At 71.7% G+C, this 3,710-nt stretch carries 4 protein-coding genes; all 4 read left to right on the forward strand.

Annotated elements, in window-relative coordinates; genetic code table 11:
• The first annotated feature begins 349 nt into the window (after positions 1-349).
• The 4 genes from ACWDX9_RS61060 (at position 350) to ACWDX9_RS61075 (ending at position 3,534) form a co-directional block, all read left to right on the forward strand.
• On the forward strand, positions 350-1,879 hold the full coding sequence (locus tag ACWDX9_RS61060) for an AMP-binding protein (RefSeq protein WP_449973071.1): 1,530 nt from the start codon (positions 350-352) through the stop codon (positions 1,877-1,879).
• 74 nt (positions 1,880-1,953) lie between these two features.
• Positions 1,954-2,538: a hypothetical protein gene (locus ACWDX9_RS61065; RefSeq protein ID WP_449973072.1), complete on the forward strand. Its 585-nt coding sequence runs from the start codon at positions 1,954-1,956 to the stop codon at positions 2,536-2,538.
• A gap of 60 nt (positions 2,539-2,598) precedes the next feature.
• Positions 2,599-3,081, forward strand: a complete 483-nt coding sequence (locus tag ACWDX9_RS61070; RefSeq protein ID WP_449973073.1) for a hypothetical protein — start codon at positions 2,599-2,601, stop codon at positions 3,079-3,081.
• A 72-nt stretch (positions 3,082-3,153) separates the two neighbouring features.
• Complete coding sequence (locus ACWDX9_RS61075; RefSeq protein ID WP_449973074.1) at positions 3,154-3,534, forward strand: hypothetical protein; 381 nt, start codon at positions 3,154-3,156, stop codon at positions 3,532-3,534.
• Positions 3,535-3,710: the final 176 nt, after the last annotated feature.

Below are 3,710 nucleotides of genomic sequence, written 5' to 3' on the forward strand. Positions count from 1 at the left end.
CCCACCCCCAACAACACCCCAAAAAAAACACTATCCCCCCCCCCCCCCCCCCCCCTACCGGCCCTCCTCCCCCCCTCCCCCCCCCGCCGGCCGCGCGGCCGGCGTCGTCCACCCCGTCGTCGACGTCGACGACCTGATGCTCGCCATCTCCATGGGGGAGAGCGCCGTGGCCACCAACGACGCCGCCCAGCGCGACAACCGCCACAAACGCATACGAGAGATGCTGCACCGAGCCCTCTTCACCCGCTGACGCCGGCGCCTTCGGCGTGGACTGTACTTCGAGGAGCATGACGGAGTTTCATACTCGGAGACGAACGGAACGAGAGTCGGGAGAGCGATGCGGGTTCCGATGACGATTGCGGACTTCCTTGACCGGGCCGAGCTGGGGTTCGCGGACAGCCCCGGAGTGATCGACGAGCCCGATCAGCCCGCACCGCCCGTGACGGCGTCCACGTACGGGCGGCTGGGTGATCGGGTGCGGGCGTGGCAGGCCGGGCTGGACGCGCTCGGCACGCGCGAAGGCGACCGGGTGGCGGTGATCAGCCACAACTCCGCCCGCATGCTGGAGCTGCTGTTCGCGGTGCCGATGAGCGGCCGCGTCTGCGTCCCGGTCAACTTCCGCCTGAAGGCCGACGAGATCGATTACGTGGTACGGCAGAGCGGAGCCTCGGTCGTGCTGGTCGATCCCGAGCTTCGCGAGGTGACCGCGGGGATCGAGACGGACCACCGTTTCGTCCTGGGCGAGCAGACCGAGACGGAGCTGATGCGGTTCGACACGGAGCCGCGTCCCTGGTCGAACCCGGACGAGGACGCCACCGCGACGATCAACTACACCTCCGGGACGACGGCCCGTCCCAAGGGGGTCCAGCTCACCCACCGCAACATCTGGGTGAACGGACTGACCCTCGGCCTGCACACGCGCGCCTGGGAGCGGGACGTCTACCTGCACACGCTGCCGATGTTCCACTGCAACGGCTGGGGCATGCCGTTCGTGACGGCCGGGCTCGGCGTCAAGCAGGTGGTGCTGCGCAAGGTGGACGGACCGGAGATCCTGCGCCGCGTGGACGAGCACGGCGTGACCCTGATGTGCGGTGCGCCGGCGGTGTGGAGCCTGGTGCTGGACGCCGCGGCCGGCTGGGAGGGGGAGATCCCGGGCCGTGACCGCGTACGGATCGTGTGCGCCGGGGCGCCGCCCCCGAGCCGGTTGATCCAGCGGGTGGAGGAGGAGCTGGGCTGGGAGTTCATCCAGATCTACGGCCTGACGGAGACCTCGCCGCTCCTGACCGTCAACCGCACCCGGCCGCAGGACGACGACCTGCCGGGCGATCGACGGGCCCGGAGGCTTTCGCGGGCCGGGCTCCCGGCGCTGGGGGTCAGACTGCGGGTCGCCGAGTCCGGGGAGGTGCTGGCGCGGTCGAATGTCGTGTTCGACGGCTACTGGGAGAAGCCTGAGGAGACGGCGAACGCGCTGAACGACGGCTGGTTCCACACCGGCGACGGCGGCGACATCGACGAGGCGGACGGGCACCTGACGATCTCCGACCGCAAGAAGGACGTGATCATCACGGGAGGCGAGAACGTGTCCTCGATCGAGGTCGAGGACACCATCTTCAGCCATCCCTCGGTGGCCGAGGTGGCGGTCATCGGAGTGCCGGACGCCAGGTGGGGGGAGACGATCAAGGCGCTGATCGTACGGGCCGAGGGCGCGGCGGTGAGCGAGGCGGAGATCATCACGTACTGCAAGGAACGGATGGCCGGATTCAAGGCGCCGACGAGCGTGGAGTTCCGGGACACGATCCCGCGCACGGCGACCGGCAAGATCCAGAAGTTCAAGCTGCGCGAGCCCTACTGGGCCGGGCACGACCGAGGTGTCAACTGACGTGAGGCACGGGCGACGATTCGCGGCCGTCCAGGAGCCGGGCGAGACGGGCGGTCGCCCGCCGCCGTGGAGCATTGCCTCTTCCATCCGCAGGTGGTGGTCAGCCCGCTGAACGGGGGTGGCTGGAGGAGGTCGAGGCCGTACCCGTCTGGGATGAGCAGTCGGGGCTGATCGTGACCGCGCCCGCGTCCGAGGAGGCCGGATGGCCGGTGTTCGCCGAGGGGCAGCGGGTGCGGGCGCGGAGCGATCTGGGGACACGGATGGCGCACGCGGCCTTGCACACGGCCGGGCATCCGGTCGAGGCGGCGGGCCGTGCCCAGGGGTGGGAGCTGGCGGGGAACAACCACTTCCCCGGCCAGGCGCGCATCGAGCTCACCGCCCCGCGGACTGATCCTCGGCTGGCCGATCCTGCGGGCCGGGAGGAGGTCATCGCCGAGCTGGGGAAAGTGGCGGCGGCGGCCATCGCCGAGGACCTGCCGGTGACCGCGGAGACGGGCGAGCACGGGCGACGCGTGGTCCGCCTGGACCACCTGCACGCCGCGCCCTGCGGGGGGACCCATGTGCGCAGTCCCGGCGACCTCCATGATGTGGTGCTGCCGGCGCTGAAGGTCAAGCGGGGCCGCATCCAAGGCGACGCTGTCGCACCTGGAGGCCGGTAAGGGCAATCCGACGATCGAGACGCTCGACGCGGCCACAGCCTGGAGATCTGGCGGCTGCGGATGCCCGCCCACACCGATCTGACGGGTGTGCCGCACGCGACCGGCACGGTGGAGCACCTGCTGGTCGCCTCGGGCCGGCTGACCGCAGGACCCGCCGACGCCCCGCGCCTGCTGGGGGTCCCGCGGTCTCCGGGCTGGTGCGATCTCATCTCCCCGACCTTCCCGATGACGTCGAGGGGGAGCCCGGCCCGTGATCGGGCTTGGTCAGCGCGGCGGTCAGGTGGTCGCGGAAGCGGCGGGCCGCCTCGGACACGTACGTTCCTCGTGGCCCACGGCGATCTGGACCCGCAGGTGCCCGCGGCCGATGCCCGGCACTTCGCCGACCGGCTACGCCAGACCTCGGCCGCCCCCGTCGTCTACGCCGAGCTGCGCGGCGGGAACCACGCCTTCGACCTGTACCACTCGCTCCGCTTCGAGGCCGTCATCGACGCGATCGAGGCCTTCACCGCCTGGGTGAGATCATGGGAAAGGAAGGCCGTATGAACGCTTCGCTGTAGCCAGGACGGTCCATTACCTCCCCGTCGAACGTCAGGGAATCCGGGAGCGCACGTCGTCGTGGTCGGGGGAGCGGCGGCGGGTGTCGACGGCGGGAGCCAGGAAGACGGCCCGGCCGTCGAGCAGCTCGAACGCGGCGTCCGGCTCGGTGAGCTGCTCGCTCGCCGGCTGTCCGAGGAGGGCTGGCCGCGCGTCACCGACACCCCGCTCCCGGTGGTCTGCGTCGCCGGCCCCGAGGCGGAGTCGCAGGGGCCGGAGCACAGCGCCGCCTGGCACGCCGCCGTTGCCGACCACGTCGTGAGCGGCGGGCAGGCCTGGCTGAGCACCGTACGCCTGGCCGGGCGGCCCGCGCTGCGCCTCTGCCTGACCAGCCACCGGACGACCGCCTCGGATGTCGAGGCCGCGGTCACCGCCCTCAACCAGGCCCGCAAGGCCGTTTGAACGCGAAGCCCGTCCGATCGGCCCGGGCCTTCGCCAGGCCCGTGCCTGGACGTACCGGCGGGGCGTCCGCTTCGGCAACCCGAAGAACGGCGCGGACCGGACATGACCCCCTCCGTGCTCCGGTAGGAAGCGGCGTGCCCTGGCCGGGCGGCGGGCCGCGGCGGTGTCGGCGCCGC

Source organism: Nonomuraea sp. NPDC003201, assembly GCF_053590415.1.

Bases quoted from the DNA above. Each gene is read 5' to 3' on its own strand.
- ACWDX9_RS61060 (WP_449973071.1), top strand. From the start codon at position 350: ATGACGATTGCGGACTTCCTTGACCGGGCCGAGCTGGGGTTCGCGGAC.
- ACWDX9_RS61070 (WP_449973073.1), top strand. From the start codon at position 2,599: ATGCCCGCCCACACCGATCTGACGGGTGTGCCGCACGCGACCGGCACG.